This window comes from Klebsiella sp. FDAARGOS_511 (assembly GCF_003812845.1).
GTDB lineage: Bacteria > Pseudomonadota > Gammaproteobacteria > Enterobacterales > Enterobacteriaceae > Klebsiella > Klebsiella grimontii.
Window position 1 is genome coordinate 3,429,994 of record NZ_CP033824.1, and the last position, 22,525, is coordinate 3,452,518.

Genomic DNA, 22,525 nt, shown 5'->3' on the forward strand with positions numbered 1-22,525 from the left:
AGCCTTATGATGTGGTTACTGGATCAGTGGGCAGAACGTCATATTCTTGATGCGCAGCGCAAAGGTGAGTTAGATAATCTTCCGGGAAGCGGGGAACCCCTGTCTCTGGATGACGACTCGCATGTGCCAGCTGAGCTACGCGCAGGTTATCGATTACTCAAAAATGCGGGTTGTTTACCTCCAGAACTTGAACATCGTAAAGAAGCGGTAATGCTCACTGACTTACTAAAAGGTGTACAGGAGAGCGATCCGCGCTATGCGGAGCTGAGCCGTCGTTTGGCGCTACTCGAATTAAAGCTGCGACAGGCGGGCCTGAACACTGACTTCCTGCGCGGAGATTACGCTGATAAGTTGCTACATAAAATTAAAGAGGAGTAATCATGTACCGTATTGGTGAACTGGCAAAATTGGCTGATGTTACTCCCGACACCATCCGCTACTACGAAAAGCAGCAGATGATGGATCACAATGTGCGTACGGAAGGTGGATTTCGCCTCTATACGGACAACGACTTACAGAGGCTGCGTTTTATCCGCTATGCCAGGCAGCTCGGTTTCACGCTGGAATCGATCCGCGAACTTCTTTCGATCCGCATCGATCCTGAACATCACACCTGCCAGGAATCTAAAGGTATTGTGCAGGCTCGTTTAAGCGAAGTGGAATCCCGGATTAAAGAGCTACAAACCATGCGTCGTTCTTTGCAGCGCCTCAATGATGCTTGCTGCGGAACAGCGCACAGCAGCGTCTATTGTTCAATTCTTGAAGCGCTTGAGCAGGGTGCCAGCAACCAAAATACAGCACGTTGATTTTTGCATCAGTCGCGTCTACACTCAGGCCGATTTCTTTTACTAATCTGGAGAGTTTATGAGCCGCTATCAGCATACTAAAGGGCAAATTAAAGATAACGCCATTGAGGCATTACTTCATGACCCATTATTCAGGCAGCGAGTTGAGAAGAACAAGAAAGGGAAAGGGAGCTACCAAAGAAAAGAAAAACATGCAGGACGGAATGGTCGGGAGGCCAGTGGCAAGAAAGTAAATAACTTTTTTACCACTGGCCTTCTGCTTTTGACGCTTCTTAAGAACGATTGTTTTGTTCTTTCAACAGGTCACGAATTTCGCTAAGCAGGACTTCTTCTTTGGTCGGGGCCGGTGGTGCTGCCGGTATCTCTTCTTTTTTTCTATTCAATTTATTCATCAGTTTGATTGCCATAAAAATGGCAAACGCCACGATAATAAAATCGAAGACGTTCTGGATGAATACGCCATAATGCATTACGACCGCTGGGATGTCTCCCTGGGCGTCTCGTAGCGTGACAGCAAACTGTTTAAAGTCGATTCCGCCAATGAGTAAACCTAGTGGCGGCATAATAATATCGGCAACTAACGACGATACGATTTTACCAAATGCTGCACCAATGATGACACCGACTGCCAAATCAACCACGTTCCCGCGCATCGCAAATTCGCGAAATTCTTTTAAAAAACTCATTTTATTCTCCTTGAGCCAGCTAACACAGATAAGTTTAACAAATGTATTCTTATTTTCCATTACTGGGGAATAATTGCAGAAAAATATTATCCTTTGATATATAAGGGATAAAAGAAAGGCGTCTTGTCGACGCCTAAGAGCTACAGGAAGAAAGGACTTGGCTGGAATAGTCTCTCGACATCAGAGATGAATTTTTTGTCCGTCAGGAACATAACGACATGATCCCCTTGCTCAATACGCAGATTATTATTCGCGATCATGACATCATTACCGCGTACTACTGCGCCAATAATTGTTCCGGGGGGGAGTTTAATCTCATCGATAGCGCGACCAACGACCCGCGAAGTGCTTTCATCTCCGTGCGCTACAGCTTCAATGGCCTCCGCGACACCGCGGCGCAGAGAGGAAACGCCAACAATATCGGCTTTACGCACATGGCTGAGCAGAGCAGAAATTGTTGCCTGCTGCGGTGATATTGCAATGTCGATCACGCTCCCCTGAACAAGATCAACATAGGCCCGGCGCTGGATCAGTACCATTACTTTTTTGGCGCCCATGCGTTTTGCGAGCATGGCAGACATAATGTTAGCTTCATCATCGTTGGTGACGGCAATAAAAAGATCGACTTGATCGATGTGTTCTTCCGCCAGCAATTCTTGATCTGATGCATCACCGTAAAAGACAATTGTATTTTGCAACTTTTCTGCGAGCTCTGCGGCGCGCTGTTGATTACGTTCAATAAGCTTGACGCTGTAATCTTTCTCCAGCTTATGGGCGAGCCCGGCCCCAATGTTTCCCCCGCCAACTAACATGATGCGCTTGTACGGTTTTTCAAGACGCTGAAGTTCGCTCATCACTGCACGAATATGCTGTGATGCTGCGATGAAAAACACCTCATCACCGGCTTCTACGATTGTTGATCCTTGTGGCCTGATAGGACGATCGTGGCGAAAAATAGCTGCTACGCGTGTATCAATATGCGGCATATGCTCGCGCATAGTTGAAAGCGCGTTTCCCACCAAAGGACCGCCATAATAAGCTTTAACGACAGCAAGGCTGACTTTGCCTTCAGCAAAATTGACAACCTGCAGCGCGCCTGGGTACTCGATCAGACGGTGAATACTGTCAATTACCAGCTGCTCTGGAGCGATGAGGTGGTCAATAGGAACCGCTTCTGAATGGAAAAGTTTATCAGCATCGCGTACATAATCCGGGGAACGGATGCGGGCAATACGATTTGGCGTATTAAACAGCGAATAGGCGACCTGACAGGCCACCATGTTCGTTTCATCTGAGCTGGTCACTGCAACCAGCATGTCGGCATCATCCGCACCGGCCTCACGCAGCACGCGAGGATGCGAGCCGTGGCCCTGAACCACTCTGAGATCAAATTTGTCCTGAAGACTGCGAAGGCGGTCGCCATTCGTGTCTACCAGCGTAATATCGTTGTTCTCTCCGACAAGGTTTTCTGCCAGAGTTCCGCCGACCTGCCCTGCGCCCAATATGATAATTTTCATCAGTCGCGACTCGTTATCTCATTACTTTTTGATTAGCTTAGCGTAAAAGAAGCCGTCACCTTGCTCGGCGCCAGGCAAATTTTGCTGGCCCGGTAAATCAGCGTCGCCGGTTTCGCTGAGAACCGCATCAGCTGTACGTTGCAGGAAGGCTTTTATTTGCTGGCTGTTCTCTTCTGGCAATACTGAACATGTCGCGTAAACCAGAGTGCCGCCGGATTTCAGGTGCGGCCATACGGCATCCAAAATTTCAGCCTGGAGCTGGGCCAGTTCCGCGATATCGCGATCCCGGCGCAGCCATTTAATATCTGGGTGACGGCGAATAACACCGGTGGCGGAGCAAGGGGCATCCAGCAGAATACGATCGAACTGTTGCTCGCCACACCATTGGGCTGGATAACGGCCATCGCCTTGCTTGACGGTTGCCTTCATGCCCAGACGCTTCAGGTTGTCGTAGACGCGGGAGAGTCGCTGCTCATCAACGTCGACAGCCAGAACTTGTGCTTCGGGCGCCGCTTCGAGAATATAGGTGGTTTTACCACCCGGGGCAGCGCACAGATCCAGAATTTGCTCGTCGTTTTGCGGATCAAGGAATGTCATGCAGCCCTGAGCAGAGGCATCCTGCACGGTCACCCAACCTGCCTCAAACCCGGGTAATGCGTGGACCGGTACCGGTGTTTCCAGGCGCACGGCGTCAGGGTAAGCGGGATGAGTAAAGCCTTTCATTCCCGCCGCCTCCAGTAATTCCAGCCAGCTGTCGCGCGAATGGTGGGCGCGGTTTACGCGCAACCACATCGGCGGGCGCTGGTTGTTCGCTTCTACAATGGATTCCCACTGTGCTGGATAGGCTTTCTGCAGACGTTTCAATAACCAGGAAGGATGTAAAAAGCGGATCTCGCTACGAGAAAATTCAGCTAACAGCTCTTCCTGCTGACGCTGAAACTGGCGCAAGACACCATTTATCAACCCTTTGAGCTGTGGACGCTTAATAGCAACGGCGCCTTCAACGGTTTCCGCCAAGGCTGCATGAGGCGGGATGCGTGTGTATAACAGTTGATAAAAGCCCACCATAATCAGATAGTGCACAACGCGCTGCTTACCCGTCATCGGTCGGGACATGAGCTTGCCGATCAGCCAATCTAACTGTGAAAGTGTACGTAGCACGCCAAAGCATAGCTCCTGAAGCAGCGCTTTATCTTTATCCGAGACTTTTTGTTGCAGCGGGGGCAGAACGTTGCTTAAGGATTGCCCTCGTTCGAGAACCTGTTCAACGGCCTGTGCTGCCAGACTGCGTAAATTGAGTTGTTTTTTCATAAGTACAAAAATAAAAATGCCCGGTAACACCGGGCGTATTAAGAAGGGAGCGTCAGACCAGACGGCTGCCAGGTACAAACCATTCCCGGCGCGAGTTTAATAGATCCTGAGCACTCATGGCTTTTTTCCCGGCCGGCTGTAGCGACAGTAAATTCAGGACCCCGTCCCCGGTCGCGACCTGAATTCCCCGTTTGGTCGCTTCAAGAATGGTTCCCGGCTCGGCGGTTGTAGCCATATTGATAACCGACGCCTGCCAGACTTTTACCGGTTGGCCATCAATTTCTATCCAGCTCATTGGCCACGGGTTAAAGGCGCGAATGCAGCGTTCTAACTGAGCAGCGGAAAGAGACCAGTTGATATGCGCTTCTTCTTTGCTGAGTTTTTGCGCATGGGTAACCAGCGCTTCATCCTGTACAACCGGTTTTGCGGTACCTGTGGCAAGCTGCTTAAGGGTTTCGATAAGCCCCTGAGGGCCAAGGTTAGCCAGCTTGTCGTACAGCGTCCCGCTGGTGTCTTCTGCGGTGATCGGGCACGCAAGCTTATACAGCATATCACCCGTATCGAGACCAACATCCATCTGCATGATGGTTACACCCGTCTCGGCATCGCCAGCCCACAGCGAACGTTGAATCGGGGCCGCACCGCGCCAGCGCGGAAGCAGCGAGCCGTGAACGTTAATGCAGCCCAGGCGTGGAATATCAAGTACGGCTTTTGGCAGAAGGAGGCCATAGGCCACGACGACCATAATATCTGCGCGCAGGTCAGAGACGAGTTGCTGGTTTTCCTGCGGACGTAACGAAACTGGCTGGAATACCGGTATGCCTTTCTCTTCCGCCAGAACCTTTACCGGGCTGGGCATGAGTTTTTTACCGCGGCCAGCCGGACGGTCCGGTTGGGTGAACACGCCAACAACGTTATGTCCAGAGGAGAGCAGCGCGTCGAGATGACGCGCTGCAAAGTCAGGTGTGCCCGCAAAAATAATACGTAGTGAATCTGACACGTTAATTCTCGTCCTTAAGCTCGGGCATTCAGGCGATCAAGTTTCTCAACTTTCTGACGAATGCGTTGTTGCTTGAGCGGCGACAGGTAGTCGATGAACAGCTTACCGACGAGGTGATCCATCTCATGCTGAATACAGATTGCCAGCAGACCGTCAGCTTCAAGCTCATAAGGTTTACCGTCGCGATCGAGCGCGCGGATTTTCACCTTTTCTGCACGCGGTACTAAAGCACGCTGTTCAGGAATAGAGAGGCAACCCTCTTCAATGCCTGTTTCTCCGCTCTTTTCCAGCAGCTCAGGGTTAATTAATACCAGCTGCTCTTCACGATTTTCTGATACGTCAATAACGATAATGCGCTGATGAATATCTACCTGCGTTGCGGCCAGACCGATACCTTCTTCAGCGTACATCGTCTCAAACATATCATCGACGATACGCTGAATTTCTGCATTTACTTCTTCTACCGGTTTTGCGACTTTGCGAAGGCGCTCGTCCGGAATATGTAACACTTGCAAAACTGACATAGTTATCCAGAGTTGTGTTCAGGAGTTGGAAAGATTATTACCTCTATTCTAGACAAAACCCCCTGCAATTGACAGTCTCACTGACCAATCGCAAAGATTGTTAAAGTCGCTTGTGGCAGGGGAACAGGGATGACGCCGAGGGAAATTTGGTTACGTTTGATGAGAGTGAGCAGCCTGTATGGCGAAGGTGCTATCAGTGCTGCACGCCAGCTATGTTCATCTCCGACGCTAGAGCGAGAAGAGTTGCGTGCCCGTGGTTTGAATCTGGCGCAATCGAAGCATTTCCTCGGCGTTAACCAATGCGAAATCGATGCCACGCTACAATGGCTGGAGCAACCCAATTGCTATTTACTGACTGCCGAAGATCCGCTTTTCCCACCTCAATTGCGGGCGATTGTCGACTTTCCATGCGCCCTTTTAGTATGTGGAGATCCTGCGCTACTCAGTAGCCGGCAGCTGTCCGTCATTGGGAGTCGGTCACACTCTTGGTATGGCGCTCGTTGGGGAAAACTATTTAGCGAAGCTTTAGCGCGGTATGACATTACGATCACGAGCGGTCTGGCCCTTGGCATTGATGGTATTGCTCATCGTGGTGCGCTGGAAGGGAAAGGTAAAACGGTGGCTGTTTTAGGGAATGGCTTAGGAGAGATCTATCCTCGTCGCCATCAGGCGTTAGCGGAGCAGATAATTAACGGTGGCGGAGCCGTCATTTCTGAGTTTCCGCTGTTCACTCCGCCCCTTCCGGGCAATTTTCCCCGCCGTAACCGGATTATCAGTGGCCTAAGCGCCGGTGTGTTGGTTATTGAAGCTGCGCTGAAAAGTGGCTCATTAGTGACGGTTCGTTATGCGCTGGAGCAGGGAAGGGATGTCTTTGCTCTGCCAGGGCCGATTGGCAGCCCGGGTTCAGAAGGCCCTCATTGGCTTATCAAGCAGGGCGCGATTCCCGTAACAGCCCCTGAAGATATCGTCGAATACTGGCGAGATGAGCTACCGAATATTCTTCCCGAGCCAAATGACGTAAATAATTGCGGTGATCGGCCTTCTGTAGCATTGCCATTTCCAGAGCTCCTGGCTAACGTAGGAGATGAGGTAACACCTGTTGACGTTGTCGCTGAACGTGCCGGCCAATCTGTGCCAGTAACCGTAGCCCAGCTACTAGAACTGGAGTTAGCAGGCTGGATCGCAGCTGTACCCGGCGGCTATGTCCGATTAAGGAGGGCAAGCCATGTTCGACGTACTGATGTATCTGTTTGAAACTTACATCCATAACGAAGCAGAAATGCGCGTGGATCAGGACAAGCTAACTCGGGATCTGACCGATGCCGGTTTTGAACGAGAAGATATCTATAACGCCCTAATGTGGCTCGAAAAACTGGCTGATTACCAGGAGGGGCTTGTTGCACCTATGCAGCTAGCTTCTGACCCACTCTCGTTACGAGTATATACTGACGAGGAGTGTCAGCGTCTTGACGCGAGTTGCCGGGGATTCTTACTGTTCCTTGAGCAAATTCAGGTGTTGAACCTCGAAACACGGGAAATGGTGATAGAGCGCGTGCTGGCGCTGGATACGGCAGAATTCGATCTGGAGGATCTCAAATGGGTGATTCTGATGGTGCTGTTCAATATTCCCGGTTGCGAAAATGCCTACCAGCAAATGGAAGAATTACTCTTTGAAGTAAATGAAGGTATGCTGCACTAACTTTTTTGCTGCGACATTAGAATTGTTATGACCAAAACAGCGCTGTTTTCGGTGCGTAAAAACGAACCTTGCCCGCAGTGTGGGGCTGAACTGGTAATACGCTCCGGGAAGCACGGGCCTTTTCTCGGCTGCTCGCATTATCCTGACTGTGACTATGTCCGGCCCCTGAAAAATCAGGCGGACGGGCATATTGTTAAAGTTCTGGAGGGGCAAACGTGTCCGTCTTGCGGCGCAGTGCTGGTGCTACGCCAGGGGCGTTTTGGTATGTTTATCGGTTGTAGCAGCTATCCTGATTGCGAACATACTGAACTTATCGATAAGCCGGATGAAACTGCAATAGCCTGCCCGCAATGCGGGCAAGGGCATCTGGTTCAGCGCCGTTCACGTTATGGAAAAAACTTCCATTCCTGCGATCGTTACCCCGATTGCCAGTTCGTCATTAACTTCAGGCCAGTGGCGGGCGAGTGTCCTGAGTGTCATTACCCGTTGCTAATCGAAAAGAAAACGGCGCAGGGCGTTAAGCGCTTTTGTGCCAGCAAACAATGTGGAAAGCCGATATCGGCGGAATAAATCTGTGAATAATAACCTGCCCTCAGAAGCCATCGTACGCGCTGTGGCGCTTCTGAATAATGAACATGTCATTGCCTATCCAACAGAAGCCGTTTTTGGCGTCGGTTGCGATCCCGATAGCGAAAAAGCCGTCATGAGTCTGCTCGCACTTAAGCGGCGTCCCGTTGAAAAGGGGCTGATTCTGATTGCTGCGAACTTTGAGCAACTCAAGCCGTATATTGACGATACGCAATTGAGCGATGAGCAGCTAGCGGCTATTTTTTCGTGTTGGCCTGGGCCGGTAACATTTGTCTTCCCGGCCTGCGCTTCAACGCCGCGTTGGTTGACCGGGCGCTTTAATTCATTGGCAGTACGAGTCACGGATCATCCGCTGGTGGTCGAACTGTGTAAGGCTTACGGGAAACCGCTTGTTTCTACCAGCGCAAATTTATCTGGTCTGCCACCTTGTCGCACGACGGCTGAGGTTTATACGCAGTTTGGCGCGGATTTCCCGGTAGTCGATGGGGCAACGGGAGGGCGTCAAAACCCATCTGAAATACGTGATGCCTTGACGGGCGAACTCTTCCGCCAGGGGTAACTCATGGAAACTTATGCCGTCTTCGGACACCCGATTGCCCATAGCAAGTCGCCATCAATTCATCGGCTTTTTGCGCAGCAGCTGCACATTACGCATCCCTATGGCCTTATCCTGGCTCCGCTCGATGATTTTGTTACCACGCTCGATACCTTCTTTAATGAAGGCGGTAAGGGAGCGAACGTCACCGTGCCTTTTAAAGAAGAGGCCTTCGCGCGAGCGGATGAGTTAACCGAACGTGCAGCGCTGGCTGGTGCGGTCAATACGCTTAAACGGTTGGAGGATGGCCGCCTGCTTGGGGACAATACCGATGGTATTGGACTACTGAGCGATCTGCAACGGCTTGGTTTTATTAAACCTGGATTCCGGGTGTTGCTCATTGGCGCAGGTGGGGCTTCACGCGGCGTATTGCTTCCTCTCTTGTCGCTGGATTGCGCCGTGACTATTGTTAATCGTACCTATTCTCGCGCCCATGAACTGGCTACGCTTTTTGCTCATACCGGCAGCGTCCACGCTTTGGATATAGAAGCATTAGGCGGCCAGGAATTTGATCTCATTATTAATGCGACGTCCAGCGGTATTGACGGCGATGTTCCCGCGATCCCTGTTACATTAATAAATCCCCGTGTCTGTTGTTATGACATGTTTTACCAGAAAGGCTGTACGCCATTTTTAACACTATGCCGGCAACATGGTGCCACCAAATGCGCTGATGGGCTGGGAATGCTGGTGGCGCAGGCTGCCCATGCGGTGCTGTTATGGCATGGCGTACTGCCAGAAATTACGCCAGTCATTGCGGCTTTGCAGAAGGAACTGAATGCATGAACCAGGCTATTCAGTTTCCAGACAGAGAGGTATGGGATGAAGCGCATCAATGTATCGCTTTTCCGGCATTAGTTAACGGCATGCAGCTAACCTGCGCCTTAACGCTAACCGGTCTCAAGAAGCGTTTTGGCGGTGAAGACCCTGCGCAATGGCTGGCCGCTTTTCGTGAACATCGCTGGGATCTGGAAGATGAAGCCCAGGTTCTCATTCTCGACCAGCAGGAAGATGCTCAGGGTTGGATCTGGCTTTCCTGATCGAGATAATCACCTTTCCACTTTACATAGTTATTCGCTGAATATATGAGCCCCGCGATTTCCGCCTCCGTCAGGGGGCGTATCTGTTTTACCGGGTTGCCAAAGTAAAGATAGCCACTCTTGAGACGTTTGTTCTGAGGAACCAGACTACCTGCGCCAATCATTATGTCGTCTTCAACAATCACGCCATCCAACAAAATCGAACCCATCCCCACCAGTACCCGATTACCAATAGTGCAGCCGTGTAGCATCACCTTATGGCCGACGGTAACATCATCGCCAATGATTAATGGATTGCCTTGCGGTTTGGAAGGAGACTTATGTGTGACATGTAAGACGCTACCGTCCTGAATATTGGTGCGAGCGCCTATTTCGACGTAATTCACATCACCGCGAATCGCGACCAGAGGCCAGATACTGACGTCATCAGCCATTCTGACATCACCGATCACCACGCTGCTGCTGTCGATCATCACGCGCAGGCCCGTTTTAGGGAATAAATCTTTATAACGACGCAAACTGGTGGTCATGGTTACCTCAATAAATGAAGGGAGTGCAGAGACTTTGGTTGCTTTTTTGGCCGTCTGCAACCCTTTATTGTGGTAAAAAGTGAGCGGATTGAGCAAGAACACCGCGAAGCGGCTGAAAAACCATCATTTGGAAAAAAAGATCGAAAAAAGGCTTGTGCAAAAAAATGGGATCCCTATAATGCGCTCCCACTGACACGGCAGATGTGAATCACTTCACAAACAGCCCGGTCGGTTGAAGAGAAAAAATCCTGCAATAACGGGTTGACTCTGAAAGAGGAAAGCGTAATATACGCCACCTCGCAACGGTGAGCGAAAGCCGCGTTGCACTGCTCTTTAACAATTTATCAGACAATCTGTGTGGGCACTCAAAGTGACATGGATTCTTAACGTCCTCGGACGAAAAATGAATACCAAGTCTCAAAGAGTGAACACGTAATTCATTACGAAGTTTAATTCTACGAGCATCAAACTTAAATTGAAGAGTTTGATCATGGCTCAGATTGAACGCTGGCGGCAGGCCTAACACATGCAAGTCGAACGGTAGCACAGAGAGCTTGCTCTCGGGTGACGAGTGGCGGACGGGTGAGTAATGTCTGGGAAACTGCCTGATGGAGGGGGATAACTACTGGAAACGGTAGCTAATACCGCATAACGTCGCAAGACCAAAGAGGGGGACCTTCGGGCCTCTTGCCATCAGATGTGCCCAGATGGGATTAGCTAGTAGGTGGGGTAACGGCTCACCTAGGCGACGATCCCTAGCTGGTCTGAGAGGATGACCAGCCACACTGGAACTGAGACACGGTCCAGACTCCTACGGGAGGCAGCAGTGGGGAATATTGCACAATGGGCGCAAGCCTGATGCAGCCATGCCGCGTGTATGAAGAAGGCCTTCGGGTTGTAAAGTACTTTCAGCGGGGAGGAAGGGAGTAAGGTTAATAACCTTATTCATTGACGTTACCCGCAGAAGAAGCACCGGCTAACTCCGTGCCAGCAGCCGCGGTAATACGGAGGGTGCAAGCGTTAATCGGAATTACTGGGCGTAAAGCGCACGCAGGCGGTCTGTCAAGTCGGATGTGAAATCCCCGGGCTCAACCTGGGAACTGCATTCGAAACTGGCAGGCTGGAGTCTTGTAGAGGGGGGTAGAATTCCAGGTGTAGCGGTGAAATGCGTAGAGATCTGGAGGAATACCGGTGGCGAAGGCGGCCCCCTGGACAAAGACTGACGCTCAGGTGCGAAAGCGTGGGGAGCAAACAGGATTAGATACCCTGGTAGTCCACGCTGTAAACGATGTCGACTTGGAGGTTGTTCCCTTGAGGAGTGGCTTCCGGAGCTAACGCGTTAAGTCGACCGCCTGGGGAGTACGGCCGCAAGGTTAAAACTCAAATGAATTGACGGGGGCCCGCACAAGCGGTGGAGCATGTGGTTTAATTCGATGCAACGCGAAGAACCTTACCTACTCTTGACATCCAGAGAACTTAGCAGAGATGCTTTGGTGCCTTCGGGAACTCTGAGACAGGTGCTGCATGGCTGTCGTCAGCTCGTGTTGTGAAATGTTGGGTTAAGTCCCGCAACGAGCGCAACCCTTATCCTTTGTTGCCAGCGGTCCGGCCGGGAACTCAAAGGAGACTGCCAGTGATAAACTGGAGGAAGGTGGGGATGACGTCAAGTCATCATGGCCCTTACGAGTAGGGCTACACACGTGCTACAATGGCATATACAAAGAGAAGCGACCTCGCGAGAGCAAGCGGACCTCATAAAGTATGTCGTAGTCCGGATTGGAGTCTGCAACTCGACTCCATGAAGTCGGAATCGCTAGTAATCGTGGATCAGAATGCCACGGTGAATACGTTCCCGGGCCTTGTACACACCGCCCGTCACACCATGGGAGTGGGTTGCAAAAGAAGTAGGTAGCTTAACCTTCGGGAGGGCGCTTACCACTTTGTGATTCATGACTGGGGTGAAGTCGTAACAAGGTAACCGTAGGGGAACCTGCGGTTGGATCACCTCCTTACCTTAAAGAACCTGCCTTTGTAGTGTCCACACAGATTGTCTGATGAAAAGTAAATAGCAAGGCGTCTTGCGATTGAGACTTCAGTGTCCCCTTCGTCTAGAGGCCCAGGACACCGCCCTTTCACGGCGGTAACAGGGGTTCGAATCCCCTAGGGGACGCCACTTGCTGGTTCGTGAGTGAAAGTCACCTGCCTTAATATCTCAAAACTCATCTTCGGGTGACGTTTGAGATATTTGCTCTTTAAAAATCTGGATCAAGCTGAAAATTGAAACGACACACATGTTATGTGTGTTCGAGTCTCTCAAATTTTCGCGACACGATGATGTTTTACGAAACATCTTCGGGTTGTGAGGTTAAGCGACTAAGCGTACACGGTGGATGCCCTGGCAGTCAGAGGCGATGAAGGACGTGCTAATCTGCGAAAAGCGTCGGTAAGGTGATATGAACCGTTACAGCCGGCGATGTCCGAATGGGGAAACCCAGTGCAATTCGTTGCACTATCGTTTGATGAATACATAGTCAAACGAGGCGAACCGGGGGAACTGAAACATCTAAGTACCCCGAGGAAAAGAAATCAACCGAGATTCCCCCAGTAGCGGCGAGCGAACGGGGAGCAGCCCGGAGTCTGAATCAGCTTGTGTGTTAGTGGAAGCGTCTGGAAAGTCGCAGGGTACAGGGTGATACTCCCGTACACTAAAACACACAGGTTGTGAACTCGAAGAGTAGGGCGGGACACGTGGTATCCTGTCTGAATATGGGGGGACCATCCTCCAAGGCTAAATACTCCTGACTGACCGATAGTGAACCAGTACCGTGAGGGAAAGGCGAAAAGAACCCCGGCGAGGGGAGTGAAAAAGAACCTGAAACCGTGTACGTACAAGCAGTAGGAGCCCACTTGTTGGGTGACTGCGTACCTTTTGTATAATGGGTCAGCGACTTATATTCTGTAGCAAGGTTAACCGTATAGGGGAGCCGCAGGGAAACCGAGTCTTAACTGGGCGTTAAGTTGCAGGGTATAGACCCGAAACCCGGTGATCTAGCCATGGGCAGGTTGAAGGTTGGGTAACACTAACTGGAGGACCGAACCGACTAATGTTGAAAAATTAGCGGATGACTTGTGGCTGGGGGTGAAAGGCCAATCAAACCGGGAGATAGCTGGTTCTCCCCGAAAGCTATTTAGGTAGCGCCTCGTGAATTCATCTTCGGGGGTAGAGCACTGTTTCGGCTAGGGGGTCATCCCGACTTACCAACCCGATGCAAACTACGAATACCGAAGAATGTTATCACGGGAGACACACGGCGGGTGCTAACGTCCGTCGTGAAGAGGGAAACAACCCAGACCGCCAGCTAAGGTCCCAAAGTCATGGTTAAGTGGGAAACGATGTGGGAAGGCCCAGACAGCCAGGATGTTGGCTTAGAAGCAGCCATCATTTAAAGAAAGCGTAATAGCTCACTGGTCGAGTCGGCCTGCGCGGAAGATGTAACGGGGCTAAACCATGCACCGAAGCTGCGGCAGCGACGCTTAGGCGTTGTTGGGTAGGGGAGCGTTCTGTAAGCCGTTGAAGGTGGCCTGTGAGGGTTGCTGGAGGTATCAGAAGTGCGAATGCTGACATAAGTAACGATAATGCGGGTGAAAAACCCGCACGCCGGAAGACCAAGGGTTCCTGTCCAACGTTAATCGGGGCAGGGTGAGTCGACCCCTAAGGCGAGGCCGAAAGGCGTAGTCGATGGGAAACAGGTTAATATTCCTGTACTTGGTGTTACTGCGAAGGGGGGACGGAGAAGGCTATGTTGGCCGGGCGACGGTTGTCCCGGTTTAAGCGTGTAGGTGTGTGTTCCAGGTAAATCCGGTTCACTTTAACACTGAGGCGTGATGACGAGGCACTACGGTGCTGAAGTGACAAATGCCCTGCTTCCAGGAAAAGCCTCTAAGCATCAGGTAACATCAAATCGTACCCCAAACCGACACAGGTGGTCAGGTAGAGAATACCAAGGCGCTTGAGAGAACTCGGGTGAAGGAACTAGGCAAAATGGTGCCGTAACTTCGGGAGAAGGCACGCTGATATGTAGGTGAAGTGATTTACTCATGGAGCTGAAATCAGTCGAAGATACCAGCTGGCTGCAACTGTTTATTAAAAACACAGCACTGTGCAAACACGAAAGTGGACGTATACGGTGTGACGCCTGCCCGGTGCCGGAAGGTTAATTGATGGGGTTATCCGTAAGGAGAAGCTCTTGATCGAAGCCCCGGTAAACGGCGGCCGTAACTATAACGGTCCTAAGGTAGCGAAATTCCTTGTCGGGTAAGTTCCGACCTGCACGAATGGCGTAATGATGGCCAGGCTGTCTCCACCCGAGACTCAGTGAAATTGAACTCGCTGTGAAGATGCAGTGTACCCGCGGCAAGACGGAAAGACCCCGTGAACCTTTACTATAGCTTGACACTGAACACTGGTCCTTGATGTGTAGGATAGGTGGGAGGCTTTGAAGTGTGGACGCCAGTCTGCATGGAGCCATCCTTGAAATACCACCCTTTAATGGCTGGTGTTCTAACGTGGGCCCGTAATCCGGGTTGCGGACAGTGTCTGGTGGGTAGTTTGACTGGGGCGGTCTCCTCCTAAAGAGTAACGGAGGAGCACGAAGGTCAGCTAATCCTGGTCGGACATCAGGAGGTTAGTGCAATGGCATAAGCTGGCTTGACTGCGAGCGTGACGGCGCGAGCAGGTGCGAAAGCAGGTCATAGTGATCCGGTGGTTCTGAATGGAAGGGCCATCGCTCAACGGATAAAAGGTACTCCGGGGATAACAGGCTGATACCGCCCAAGAGTTCATATCGACGGCGGTGTTTGGCACCTCGATGTCGGCTCATCACATCCTGGGGCTGAAGTAGGTCCCAAGGGTATGGCTGTTCGCCATTTAAAGTGGTACGCGAGCTGGGTTTAGAACGTCGTGAGACAGTTCGGTCCCTATCTGCCGTGGGCGCTGGAGAATTGAGGGGGGCTGCTCCTAGTACGAGAGGACCGGAGTGGACGCATCACTGGTGTTCGGGTTGTCATGCCAATGGCATTGCCCGGTAGCTAAATGCGGAAGAGATAAGTGCTGAAAGCATCTAAGTACGAAACTTGCCCCGAGATGAGTTCTCCCTGACTCCTTGAGAGTCCTGAAGGAACGTTGAAGACGACGACGTTGATAGGCCGGGTGTGTAAGCGCAGCGATGCGTTGAGCTAACCGGTACTAATGAACCGTGAGGCTTAACCTTACAACGCCGAAGATGTTTTGGCGGATTGAGAAGACAACAATTTCAGCATTGATTCAGAGTTGAGTACGCAATAATTTACGCAGCAGCAAGGCGACAAGCGAAGGAAAGGAAGGAGCATACTGAGGTATGTGACTGACTTTGCGAGCGCGGGCAACGCGGCAGATGCGATAAAGAATTGCGTACTGAGCACAAAGAATTTGCCTGGCGGCGATAGCGCGGTGGTCCCACCTGACCCCATGCCGAACTCAGAAGTGAAACGCCGTAGCGCCGATGGTAGTGTGGGGTCTCCCCATGTGAGAGTAGGGAACTGCCAGGCATCAAATTAAGTGTGCTGATATGGCTCAGTTGGTAGAGCGCACCCTTGGTAAGGGTGAGGTCCCCAGTTCGACTCTGGGTATCAGCACCAGTTTTTAGGTTAAAGTTCGGCGATTTAAAAAGAATTTGCCTGGCAACGATAGCGCGGTGGTCCCACCTGACCCCATGCCGAACTCAGAAGTGAAACGCCGTAGCGCCGATGGTAGTGTGGGGTCTCCCCATGTGAGAGTAGGGCATTGCCAGGCATCAAATAAGTGAAAAGCCCATCCGTCAGGATGGGCTTTTTGCGTTTTTGCGTCTACGAAAAAATTATATCCGGCAATGACGTTTCATCCGCTCGATGTTATTCGAGGGAGCTTTGCCCGAGCTTCAGCAGCGGGCAATGTAGTTTAAGCATGGTGGGGCTTACCTTCGGGGAAAGCGGTACCGGATATTACTCCGGTACCTGCCATGGTAGAGAAGAGAAAAGAATTAACGCGTCAATGCCACAATACCGAGCGTCAGGCCAGCTATCGCGGCTGCGCCACCGGCAATCGCGCCAGCAGTTTCCCAGTTATCCTGGGTCGTTCCTTTCATACAGGTATTAGTGTGGACTAATCTACCTTCAGAATCATAGACCGGCACGCACGGAGAGTCGTGCGCACAGCCAGCGAGCAGAGTCGCCAGCAATGCCACTATAATAAATTTATTCATGATGTTACCTCTAAATAATCCGCTTCGCTGTATTGGAGAACCCATACACCTACGGAACGGTTTATTTTATCATCAGCAATACAGGGCGCCGCTAGAGTAAATAATCTCAATTTATGAGTAACGTAAATATCGTGAAGAAAGTCAGAAGACTATAGGTAAATAATGTGTATGGGAAACTGCGGTAATTATTAAATAGTAATAAATACATTTAATATCATTAGGATAGGTTACCGATACGCAGACGAAAAAAGGCACCAGAAAGGTGCCTTTAGAAAAGAATATTTACTCTGCGTGTTTCGTAAAACGGCGTCTTACCACCACGAAGAAGACCGGGACGAAGAAGATAGCCAGCAATGTTGCCATCAGCATTCCGCCCATAACACCGGTACCAACCGCGTTTTGGGCGCCGCTGCCAGCTCCATGGCTAATTACCAGAGGCAGAACCCCCAGGATAAAGGCCAGCGAAGTCATCAGGATAGGGCGTAAACGCATACGCGATGCTTCAAGTGTGGCTTCAATAATTCCTTTGCCTTCTTTATCCATCAGGTCTTTCGCAAACTCAACGATAAGAATAGCGTTTTTCGCAGACAGGCCGATAGTTGTTAATAAACCCACCTGGAAATAAACGTCATTATTTAGCCCGCGTAACGACGCTGCCAGTAGTGCTCCAACCACCCCTAATGGAACGACGAGCATGACGGAGAAGGGAATAGACCAGCTTTCATAAAGCGCCGCGAGACACAAAAAGACAACAATAAGAGAAATGGCATATAAGGCTGGCGCCTGATTACCGGATAAACGTTCTTGATAAGACATTCCCGTCCAGTCGTAGCCGATCCCAGCAGGAAGCTTGCTGGCCAACTGTTCCATTAAAATCATCGCATCACCGGTACTTTTTCCGGGCGCCGCTTCGCCAAGCATTTCCATAGAGGGCAGACCGTTGTAGCGCTCAAGGCGCGGGGAGCCATAAACCCAGCGCGAAGTCACAAAAGCGGAGAATGGGACCATTTCGCCATTCGCGCTGCGGACGTACATATTATTGATATCGCTCGGCAGCATACGGAATTTAGCATCGGCCTGAACGTAGACTTTTTTCACTCGTCCATGGTCAATAAAGTCGTTGACGTAATATCCCCCCAGCGCCGCGGAAATAGTCTCATTGATATCGGATAGCGAAATCCCCAGAGCCTGAGCTTTCTCCTGATCGACATCCAGCTTGAATTGTGGTGTATCTTCAAGCCCGTTTGGACGAACGCGTACCAGCTGATCCGGATGCTCTCTCACCATACCAAGGAGCTGATTACGAGCCTGGGTTAGCGCGCTATGGCCGAGGTTACCCTGATCGATAAGCTCAAAGTCAAAACCCGTGGCCGTACCCAGCTCGATAATGGCCGGTAGGTTGAAAGGGAAGACCATGGCATCTTTAATCTGGCTGAAGGCGGCGGTTGCTCGTTTGATGATGGCCTCAACGCCATTTTCGGAACCACTACGTGCTTCCCATGGCTTCAGGCTGACAAACGCCATACCGGAGTTTTGACCCTGACCGCTAAAGCTAAAGCCGTTAACGGTAAAGACGCTTTCAACGTTCGCCTTCTCTTTATGCAGGTAGTAATCGGTAACCGTATCGAGCACTTTTTGCGTGCGCTCCTGCGTTGCGCCTGAAGGCAGTTGGATCATGGTCATAAATACCCCTTGATCCTCATCCGGCAAGAAGGAGGTGGGCAGACGCACAAAGAGCGCGGCCATACCCACAACGATCAGCAAGTAGATGATGAGATAGCGTCCGGTACAGCGCAGGATCCCGCTAACGCTGTTAGTGTAGTGGTTTACGCTACGATCGAATTTCGCGTTAAACCAACCAAAAACCCCTTTTTTCTCATGATGATCGGCTGATGTTGGTTTCAATAATGTAGCGCAAAGCGCGGGGGTCAGGATCAGCGCAACCAGTACGGACAGCGCCATGGCGGAGACGATGGTGATAGAGAATTGCCGATAAATCGCTCCCGTAGAACCACCAAAGAAGGCCATCGGGACAAACACCGCCGAAAGCACCATGGCAATGCCAACCAGCGCCCCCTGTATTTGCGCCATCGATTTTTCCGTCGCCTCTTTTGGCGGAAGCTTCTCTTCAACCATGACGCGTTCGACGTTTTCCACCACCACGATAGCATCGTCAACCAGGAGGCCTATTGCCAGCACCATGCCAAACATCGTTAGCGTATTGATGGAGTAACCAAACGTTGCCAGGACGGCAAAGGTGCCGAGCAGGACGACCGGAACCGCAATGGTGGGGATCAGCGTGGCCCGGATATTCTGTAAGAACAGATACATCACCAGGAAGACGAGGATAATCGCTTCAAAAAGCGTCTTCACAACCTCATGAATAGAGATTTTCACAAACGGCGTAGTGTCGTAGGGATAGACGACCTTCATCCCCTGTGGGAAGTACGGCTGCAGCTCGGCAAGCTTCGCTTTAATCGCGGCGGCGGTATCGAGGGCATTGGCGCCGGTAGCGAGCTTAATTCCCAGGCCTGAAGCCGGTTTTCCATTGATTTTTGCGACAACGTTGTAGTTTTCACCTCCCAGCTCAATACGTGCCACATCTTTCAGATGTACCACTGAGCCATCCGCGTTCACGCGCAAAGTCACTTTGCCAAACTCTGCCGGATCCTTCAGCCGCGTCTGAGCAATAATGGATGCATTTAGCTGCTGGCCTTTAAGAGCCGGCGTACCACCAAGCTGGCCTGCTGCGATCTGAGCGTTCTGTATCTGTAGCTGGTTAATGACGTCGACAGGCGTGAGGTTGTACTTATTCAGGAGATTACCGTCCAGCCAGACGCGCATGGCATACTGCGCGCCGAAGAGCTGTACATCGCCTACGCCGTTAAGGCGGCTAATGGTATCTTTGACGTTCGATGCTACATAGTCAGAGATATCATCCTGAGTGGTACTGGGGTTATCCGAGATGAATCCAGCAACCATCAAGAAACTACTGCTTGATTTCTCGACGCTAATCCCTTGCTGCTGCACTTCCTGAGGCAGAAGCGGCGTCGCCAGTTGGAGTTTATTCTGCACCTGAACTTGCGCAATATCCGGATCCGTACCCGACGTAAAGGTCAGGGTGATGGTCACGCCGCCTGCAGAATCGCTGGTTGAGGACATGTACATCAGATTATCGATACCGTTCATGTTCTGTTCGATAACCTGAGTCACCGTATCCTGAACGGTTTGTGCGTCCGCACCTGGATAGGTTGCGGAGATGGCCACCGCTGGCGGCGCGATAGTCGGGTATTGTGCAATCGGTAGCTGCATAATTGCGAGGCCACCGGCAATCATCATGATGATCGCCAGCACCCAGGCGAAGACCGGTCGATGAATAAAAAACTTAGACATAGGGGTTCGTACCTTATTGCGCGACGGACGTCGCGGTATCCTCTTCGGCCTTCACGGTGACGCCGGGACGTACTTTCTGCAGACCGCTGACGATAACCTTTTCACCGGCTTTCAGACCGCTCGTGATTAACCACTTATCGCCAATCGCCTGTGAAGCGGTGACGGCTCGCGTTTCCACCTGGTTTTTGTCATTAACGATCATCACGCTGGCATCGCCGCGCGGCGTCCGGGTGACTCCCTGCTGGGGCACGAGAATGGCATTCGGCGAAACTCCCTCATCAATGCGGGCGCGAACAAACATACCTGGCAGCAGAGCGTGCTGTGGGTTAGGGAAGATGGCACGAAGCGTAATGGAGCCGGTACTCTCATCCACGGTGACATCAGAGAACTGCAAAGTGCCCTGAAGCGTATACGGCTCACCATTTTCCATAATCAGCTGCACGTTTTTGGTGTCATTGCCGTGCTGCAGACTTTCCTGTTTCAGGCGCATGAAATCATTACTGGATTCGGTAACGTCCACATAAATAGGATCGAGCTGCTGTACCGTCGCCATCGCGTCGGCCTGACCGTTTGTCACCAGGGCGCCTTCGGTCACGCTGGATTTGCCGATACGGCCGCTGATGGGAGAGGTCACTTTGGTGTAGGCCAGATTAATACGCGCGCTTTCAACGGCCGCTTTTGCAGCGATAACATCGGCATCAGCCTGGCGTGCTGTCGCCACCGCCTGATCGTATTCTTGCTGGCTGATATATTTTGTGCCGAGAAGAGGCGCGTAGCGTTTTACCGTTAAATGGGCGATGGCGGCTGCCGCCTCTGCTTTCGCTTCATCACCCTTTGTACTGTTGTAAGCCGCCTGATAGGTCGCCGGATCGATTTGATAAAGCGACTGTCCTGCGCTGACATCGCTACCCTCGACAAAGTTACGCTGCAGGATAATTCCGTTCACCTGCGGGCGGACTTCCGCGACGCGGTAGGCTGATGTGCGGCCGGGTAGCTCCGTGGTGACGGACAGCGGCGCGCTGTGTACTACATAGACGGAGACCTGAGGTGTCTGCGCATGCGGTTGCTCATCGCCTGAATTATCGCAACCGCTGAGCAAGATAGCCGAGATGATAAGGCTGGATAAAAGTGTAACCCTGACATGAGGTGTCATTGCTGTTCCTTATAGATTATGAGCCTGACCTGGCCACGAATCTGTGCAAGAAATAATGAATTAAAATGCGGTTTGTTATCCTACAAATAAAAAACGATGGATGTAAGAAATAGTTATTTTTTAGCCATCAGCAAGGCACGTAAAAACAAAATATCAGGGCTAATGTTTTTATAATGATCTGAAATTAAAATTTGCTTACATTGATATTTAATTCATGAATGAATTAGAATTAATTATTTGTTGTGTGTATTTATTTTATTTTGGTTTGAGATTTAACTTATCTGTGTTTTTGCTAAACAATATTGATTGTCAGATGCTAGGTTTATACCTATTCAGCTATTTCCCACACTCTCAATCTGGCGTTGAGTGGAGCACCGTATGCCTAGAAGAACGAAAGAAGATGCGCTAAAGACCCGGCAGCTTCTGATTGAGTCTGCCATTCAGCAGTTTGCCCTACGCGGCGTGACCAGCACCACCTTGGCCGATATTGCTGATGCTGCTGGTGTCACGCGCGGAGCGGTGTACTGGCACTTTGCGAGCAAAGCGGAGCTATTTAATGAAATGTGGCAACAGCAGCTGCCGCTACGTGACCTGCTTCAGCATGAATTTCCCCAAAAAGAGAGCCAGGATCCGCTCAGTACGCTCCGAGAGAAATTTATTATTGGCTTACAATATATCGCCAATAACCCCCGTCAACGTGCGTTGATGCAAATTCTGTATCAGAAATGCGAGTTTTCCAGCGACATGATGCCGGAAGCTGAGATTCGTAAGAGAATTGGATTTAGTTACCCGATTATTCGCGGGGTTTTGCAGCTCTGTATTCGTAACGGTTTATTACCAGCGGAAACTAATGTTGAAATTTCATTAATTGTCTTACACAGCGCGTTTACGGGTATTATTAAAAACTGGCTGGTGGAACCCGGGCAATTTGATCTGTATCGCCAGGCGCCCGCTTTGGTTGATAATATTATGTCGATCCTTTGTGGGGCTACCCGACAGCTGGCGACAGTTAGCCATTATAATCAATGAAATAAAAAAGGCGCTTCCCCATGCCGAAGAGCGCCTTTTATATCAAACACTTAACTGATTAGTATCAGTTCATGCCGTATTTTTTCAATTTTTTACGCAGAGTACCACGGTTGATGCCCATCATCAGGGCAGCACGGGTCTGGTTACCGCGGGTGTATGGCATCACCATGTCCAACAGGGGCTGTTCTACTTCAGCCAGTACCAGCTCATACAGGTCATTAACATCCTGACCATTCAGTTGAGCAAAATAGTTCTTCAGTGCCTGTTTAACCGAGTCACGCAGGGGCTTTTGAGTTACCTGATCCTGAGAGTTAACGGTAGAAACGGTCAGTACGTCAGAATTTACGCGTTGTTCGAACATAGTTCTGTCAGCTCT

The 22,525-nt window shown here is 50.9% G+C and carries 20 protein-coding genes, 2 tRNA genes and 4 rRNA genes; 16 read left to right on the plus strand and 10 right to left on the minus strand.

Annotation, left to right across the window (positions count from 1 at the left end; all coding sequences use genetic code 11):
- Positions 1-9: 9 nt before the first annotated feature.
- From EGY08_RS17465 to EGY08_RS17475, 3 genes are read left to right on the plus strand one after another with little or no spacing between them, the layout of a single operon-like run.
- A complete protein-coding gene (locus EGY08_RS17465) occupies positions 10-378 on the plus strand; it encodes a DUF1992 domain-containing protein (protein ID WP_004125895.1) in 369 nt (122 codons plus the stop codon).
- 2 nt (positions 379-380) lie between these two features.
- The gene (gene zntR / locus EGY08_RS17470) at positions 381-806 is read left to right on the plus strand and encodes a Zn(2+)-responsive transcriptional regulator (protein WP_004125893.1); all 426 of its coding nucleotides are present in this window, start codon (positions 381-383) and stop codon (positions 804-806) included.
- A gap of 58 nt (positions 807-864) precedes the next feature.
- Positions 865-1,125 carry an alternative ribosome-rescue factor A gene (locus tag EGY08_RS17475; RefSeq protein ID WP_004125891.1) on the plus strand — a complete coding sequence of 87 codons (261 nt, stop codon included), beginning with the start codon at positions 865-867 and terminating at the stop codon, positions 1,123-1,125.
- On the opposite strand, the gene mscL is transcribed toward EGY08_RS17475, so the two are convergent.
- The 5 genes from mscL to def form a co-directional block, all read right to left on the minus strand.
- Positions 1,079-1,492, minus strand: a complete 414-nt coding sequence (gene mscL / locus EGY08_RS17480) for a large-conductance mechanosensitive channel protein MscL (RefSeq protein WP_004125889.1) — start codon at positions 1,490-1,492, stop codon at positions 1,079-1,081. The genes EGY08_RS17475 and mscL overlap by 47 nt on opposite strands.
- Positions 1,493-1,632: 140 nt before the next feature.
- Positions 1,633-3,009 carry a Trk system potassium transporter TrkA gene (trkA, locus tag EGY08_RS17485; protein ID WP_004125888.1) on the minus strand — a complete coding sequence of 459 codons (1,377 nt, stop codon included), beginning with the start codon at positions 3,007-3,009 and terminating at the stop codon, positions 1,633-1,635.
- 21 nt (positions 3,010-3,030) lie between these two features.
- On the minus strand, positions 3,031-4,320 hold the full coding sequence (gene rsmB, locus EGY08_RS17490; RefSeq protein ID WP_123828711.1) for a 16S rRNA (cytosine(967)-C(5))-methyltransferase RsmB: 1,290 nt from the start codon (positions 4,318-4,320) through the stop codon (positions 3,031-3,033).
- A gap of 52 nt (positions 4,321-4,372) precedes the next feature.
- The gene (fmt, locus tag EGY08_RS17495; protein ID WP_004125877.1) at positions 4,373-5,320 is read right to left on the minus strand and encodes a methionyl-tRNA formyltransferase; all 948 of its coding nucleotides are present in this window, start codon (positions 5,318-5,320) and stop codon (positions 4,373-4,375) included.
- Positions 5,321-5,334: 14 nt separating this feature from the next.
- On the minus strand, positions 5,335-5,844 hold the full coding sequence (gene def / locus EGY08_RS17500; RefSeq protein WP_049113989.1) for a peptide deformylase: 510 nt from the start codon (positions 5,842-5,844) through the stop codon (positions 5,335-5,337).
- Between the two features lie 129 nt (positions 5,845-5,973).
- On the opposite strand from def, the gene dprA reads away from it, so the two are divergent.
- Genes dprA through EGY08_RS17530 form a run of 6 tightly spaced genes read left to right on the plus strand, consistent with a single transcriptional unit; the run spans position 5,974 to position 9,766 of the window.
- Entirely contained in the window at positions 5,974-7,098 is a 1,125-nt protein-coding gene (dprA, locus tag EGY08_RS17505) for a DNA-protecting protein DprA (protein ID WP_004125875.1), read from the plus strand.
- Entirely contained in the window at positions 7,070-7,543 is a 474-nt protein-coding gene (smg, locus tag EGY08_RS17510; RefSeq protein WP_004125874.1) for a DUF494 family protein Smg, read from the plus strand. The genes dprA and smg overlap by 29 nt, the downstream gene beginning before the upstream one ends.
- A gap of 27 nt (positions 7,544-7,570) precedes the next feature.
- Complete coding sequence (locus EGY08_RS17515) at positions 7,571-8,113, plus strand: type I DNA topoisomerase (RefSeq protein ID WP_004125871.1); 543 nt, start codon at positions 7,571-7,573, stop codon at positions 8,111-8,113.
- Between the two features lie 4 nt (positions 8,114-8,117).
- Complete coding sequence (tsaC, locus tag EGY08_RS17520) at positions 8,118-8,690, plus strand: L-threonylcarbamoyladenylate synthase type 1 TsaC (protein WP_004125868.1); 573 nt, start codon at positions 8,118-8,120, stop codon at positions 8,688-8,690.
- A 3-nt stretch (positions 8,691-8,693) separates the two neighbouring features.
- Positions 8,694-9,512, plus strand: a complete 819-nt coding sequence (gene aroE / locus EGY08_RS17525; RefSeq protein ID WP_123828712.1) for a shikimate dehydrogenase — start codon at positions 8,694-8,696, stop codon at positions 9,510-9,512.
- The gene (locus EGY08_RS17530; RefSeq protein ID WP_004125863.1) at positions 9,509-9,766 is read left to right on the plus strand and encodes a DUF1488 domain-containing protein; all 258 of its coding nucleotides are present in this window, start codon (positions 9,509-9,511) and stop codon (positions 9,764-9,766) included. The genes aroE and EGY08_RS17530 overlap by 4 nt, the downstream gene beginning before the upstream one ends.
- On the opposite strand, the gene EGY08_RS17535 is transcribed toward EGY08_RS17530, so the two are convergent.
- Positions 9,742-10,296 carry a gamma carbonic anhydrase family protein gene (locus EGY08_RS17535; protein WP_004125862.1) on the minus strand — a complete coding sequence of 185 codons (555 nt, stop codon included), beginning with the start codon at positions 10,294-10,296 and terminating at the stop codon, positions 9,742-9,744. The two genes, EGY08_RS17530 and EGY08_RS17535, sit on opposite strands and share 25 nt — an antisense overlap.
- 472 nt (positions 10,297-10,768) lie before the next feature.
- Here EGY08_RS17535 and EGY08_RS17540 point away from each other — a divergent pair.
- From EGY08_RS17540 to rrf (EGY08_RS17565), 6 genes are all read left to right on the plus strand, one after another.
- Positions 10,769-12,308 (plus strand): 16S ribosomal RNA (locus EGY08_RS17540).
- 85 nt (positions 12,309-12,393) lie between these two features.
- Positions 12,394-12,469 (plus strand) — tRNA-Glu (locus tag EGY08_RS17545).
- A gap of 190 nt (positions 12,470-12,659) precedes the next feature.
- Positions 12,660-15,566 (plus strand): 23S ribosomal RNA (locus EGY08_RS17550).
- A 200-nt stretch (positions 15,567-15,766) separates the two neighbouring features.
- Positions 15,767-15,882, plus strand: a 5S ribosomal RNA gene (gene rrf, locus EGY08_RS17555).
- 14 nt (positions 15,883-15,896) lie between these two features.
- Positions 15,897-15,972, plus strand: a tRNA-Thr gene (locus EGY08_RS17560).
- Between the two features lie 38 nt (positions 15,973-16,010).
- A 5S ribosomal RNA gene (gene rrf, locus EGY08_RS17565) occupies positions 16,011-16,126 on the plus strand.
- The 16S, 23S and 5S rRNA genes sit together here with 2 tRNA genes alongside, the layout of an rRNA operon.
- A gap of 226 nt (positions 16,127-16,352) precedes the next feature.
- On the opposite strand, the gene EGY08_RS17570 is transcribed toward rrf (EGY08_RS17565), so the two are convergent.
- The 3 genes from EGY08_RS17570 to EGY08_RS17580 all read right to left on the minus strand — a co-directional run bounded on the left by EGY08_RS17570 (position 16,353) and on the right by EGY08_RS17580 (position 21,120).
- Positions 16,353-16,574 (minus strand): membrane protein, encoded by a 222-nt coding sequence (locus tag EGY08_RS17570; protein ID WP_004125860.1) that lies wholly within the window; start codon positions 16,572-16,574, stop codon positions 16,353-16,355.
- Positions 16,575-16,856: 282 nt separating this feature from the next.
- On the minus strand, positions 16,857-19,967 hold the full coding sequence (locus tag EGY08_RS17575; protein ID WP_123828713.1) for an efflux RND transporter permease subunit: 3,111 nt from the start codon (positions 19,965-19,967) through the stop codon (positions 16,857-16,859).
- Between the two features lie 13 nt (positions 19,968-19,980).
- Entirely contained in the window at positions 19,981-21,120 is a 1,140-nt protein-coding gene (locus EGY08_RS17580) for an efflux RND transporter periplasmic adaptor subunit (RefSeq protein WP_087829066.1), read from the minus strand.
- A gap of 378 nt (positions 21,121-21,498) precedes the next feature.
- Between EGY08_RS17580 and envR the strand changes: the two genes are divergently transcribed.
- A complete protein-coding gene (gene envR / locus EGY08_RS17585) occupies positions 21,499-22,149 on the plus strand; it encodes an acrEF/envCD operon transcriptional regulator (RefSeq protein ID WP_004125855.1) in 651 nt (216 codons plus the stop codon).
- Between the two features lie 64 nt (positions 22,150-22,213).
- Here the strand turns inward: envR and fis are convergent, their stop codons facing one another.
- On the minus strand, positions 22,214-22,510 hold the full coding sequence (gene fis, locus EGY08_RS17590) for a DNA-binding transcriptional regulator Fis (RefSeq protein WP_123828714.1): 297 nt from the start codon (positions 22,508-22,510) through the stop codon (positions 22,214-22,216).
- Positions 22,511-22,525 lie beyond the last annotated feature (15 nt).

What these genes read in the sequence shown, in the direction of transcription:
- EGY08_RS17465 (WP_004125895.1), top strand. Translation starts at nt 10, where the DNA reads ATGTGGTTACTGGATCAGTGGGCAGAACGTCATATTCTTGATGCGCAG.
- zntR (WP_004125893.1), top strand. Translation starts at nt 381, where the DNA reads ATGTACCGTATTGGTGAACTGGCAAAATTGGCTGATGTTACTCCCGAC.
- EGY08_RS17475 (WP_004125891.1), top strand. Translation starts at nt 865, where the DNA reads ATGAGCCGCTATCAGCATACTAAAGGGCAAATTAAAGATAACGCCATT.
- mscL (WP_004125889.1), bottom strand. Translation starts at nt 1,492, where the DNA reads ATGAGTTTTTTAAAAGAATTTCGCGAATTTGCGATGCGCGGGAACGTG.
- trkA (WP_004125888.1), bottom strand. Translation starts at nt 3,009, where the DNA reads ATGAAAATTATCATATTGGGCGCAGGGCAGGTCGGCGGAACTCTGGCA.
- rsmB (WP_123828711.1), bottom strand. Translation starts at nt 4,320, where the DNA reads ATGAAAAAACAACTCAATTTACGCAGTCTGGCAGCACAGGCCGTTGAA.
- def (WP_049113989.1), bottom strand. Translation starts at nt 5,844, where the DNA reads ATGTCAGTTTTGCAAGTGTTACATATTCCGGACGAGCGCCTTCGCAAA.
- dprA (WP_004125875.1), top strand. Translation starts at nt 5,974, where the DNA reads ATGACGCCGAGGGAAATTTGGTTACGTTTGATGAGAGTGAGCAGCCTG.
- smg (WP_004125874.1), top strand. Translation starts at nt 7,070, where the DNA reads ATGTTCGACGTACTGATGTATCTGTTTGAAACTTACATCCATAACGAA.
- EGY08_RS17515 (WP_004125871.1), top strand. Translation starts at nt 7,571, where the DNA reads ATGACCAAAACAGCGCTGTTTTCGGTGCGTAAAAACGAACCTTGCCCG.
- aroE (WP_123828712.1), top strand. Translation starts at nt 8,694, where the DNA reads ATGGAAACTTATGCCGTCTTCGGACACCCGATTGCCCATAGCAAGTCG.
- EGY08_RS17530 (WP_004125863.1), top strand. Translation starts at nt 9,509, where the DNA reads ATGAACCAGGCTATTCAGTTTCCAGACAGAGAGGTATGGGATGAAGCG.
- EGY08_RS17535 (WP_004125862.1), bottom strand. Translation starts at nt 10,296, where the DNA reads ATGACCACCAGTTTGCGTCGTTATAAAGATTTATTCCCTAAAACGGGC.
- EGY08_RS17570 (WP_004125860.1), bottom strand. Translation starts at nt 16,574, where the DNA reads ATGAATAAATTTATTATAGTGGCATTGCTGGCGACTCTGCTCGCTGGC.
- EGY08_RS17575 (WP_123828713.1), bottom strand. Translation starts at nt 19,967, where the DNA reads ATGTCTAAGTTTTTTATTCATCGACCGGTCTTCGCCTGGGTGCTGGCG.
- EGY08_RS17580 (WP_087829066.1), bottom strand. Translation starts at nt 21,120, where the DNA reads ATGACACCTCATGTCAGGGTTACACTTTTATCCAGCCTTATCATCTCG.
- envR (WP_004125855.1), top strand. Translation starts at nt 21,499, where the DNA reads ATGCCTAGAAGAACGAAAGAAGATGCGCTAAAGACCCGGCAGCTTCTG.
- fis (WP_123828714.1), bottom strand. Translation starts at nt 22,510, where the DNA reads ATGTTCGAACAACGCGTAAATTCTGACGTACTGACCGTTTCTACCGTT.